At 44.5% G+C, this 1,368-nt stretch carries 1 protein-coding gene and 1 tRNA gene; one reads left to right on the forward strand and one right to left on the reverse strand.

Annotated elements, in window-relative coordinates; translation table 11 throughout:
• Positions 1–762: hypothetical protein (locus F458_RS20875; RefSeq protein ID WP_018983833.1), on the forward strand; the 762-nt coding region annotated here is incomplete at its 5' end.
• Positions 763–1,292: 530 nt separating this feature from the next.
• On the opposite strand, the gene F458_RS0112820 is transcribed toward F458_RS20875, so the two are convergent.
• A tRNA-Val gene (locus F458_RS0112820) sits at positions 1,293–1,368 on the reverse strand.

Here is a 1,368-nt window from a genome sequence, read left to right on the forward strand (position 1 = left end):
ATGAGTAATCACACCCATGTTGTCTTACATGTTGATAAACACAAAGCGCTGAGCTGGACGACCGAAGAAGTATTGCATCGCTGGCATATGCTGCACCGGGGAACAATTTTGACCCGCAAGTTTTTGAGTTTGTCGCAACGCCAGACAATGTCAGAAGCTGAGATAAAAACGGTTGGACAAAGCGCAAAGATATACCGGGAACGTCTTTACGATATCAGCTGGTTTATGCGTTTGCTAAATGAATATATAGCTCGTCAGGCCAATAAAGAAGACGATTGTACCGGTCGTTTCTGGGAGGGGCGCTTTAAGTCTCAGGCGCTAATGGATGAAACAGCGTTGGCCGCCTGCATGGTGTATGTGGACTTAAACCCTGTACGCGCGAATATAGCCGCTAATCCGGAACAATCAGATTACACCAGTATTCAAAAACGTATCGAAGCGGCAAGATTGCATAAGCAACCCCGTGACCTGTTCCCGTTTACCGGGCCGAAGAACCAGCGCACAGGCCATGCAATACCTTTCTGTTTACAGGATTATCTTCAATTAGTGAAGGATACCGCCCGTCATTTCGACACTTCGAGGTTTGGCAAAGCCATAGAGCACACAGATATAAATAGCCTGAGGGGACTAAATCAAGCAGCGCTGAGTCCTGGAGACTGGTTCCGGCTTATTACCGGTATTGAAACTCGGTTTTCGTCCCGAATTTGCCTGTCGACTATGAGACACAAGCTTGGCCAGCTTAAGAAGAACAAATCGGTATAGTCAACTGCTTAAAGTATCTATCACCAGCCGTGTTACCCGTCTGGGTGAGTGGAATATAAAATCGCTCCACTAAAAGCCATCTTGTCAATTCGTTAACTTTTTTTCCGCTTTGAGATTCATTGGTTTGCACGCTATCGAATTCTAGTTTCTCTGTAATGATCAATACAATACCAAGCAGGAATAACTTTTCTTGAAGATACTTAAGAGATGGAAGCCTTTGGGTGTCTAAAGATAGTCAGGAGCGCCTTAGCATTACTAATATTTCAGTAAGCAGCTAAAAAATTTCGCCGGGCTCGTGAATAGTTCACTAACTTTATCTGTTAAATATATAAATTAATGGATGTCCAAATGGAAAAGGCGCAAATGGAAAAGGCGTAGTGGACTGTAGTTGCCCAAATCAAGAGGGAACTTATGATTCATAATGACGTTGTTGGGTGAGTGACCCTCTAAACCAGAGCTGAAAGGGTGGTTGGCAATACTACAATCCTAAAACAGGTACTGAGATATTGGATGTATTAGTAGAAAAGGAGTGGTGGACGCTACTGGACTTGAACCAGTGACCCTCGCCTTGTAAGGGCGATGCTCTCCCAACTGAGCTAAGCGTCC

The sequence above is a fragment of the Salinimonas chungwhensis DSM 16280 genome (genome assembly GCF_000378185.1).
In the GTDB taxonomy this organism is placed as follows: domain Bacteria; phylum Pseudomonadota; class Gammaproteobacteria; order Enterobacterales; family Alteromonadaceae; genus Alteromonas; species Alteromonas chungwhensis.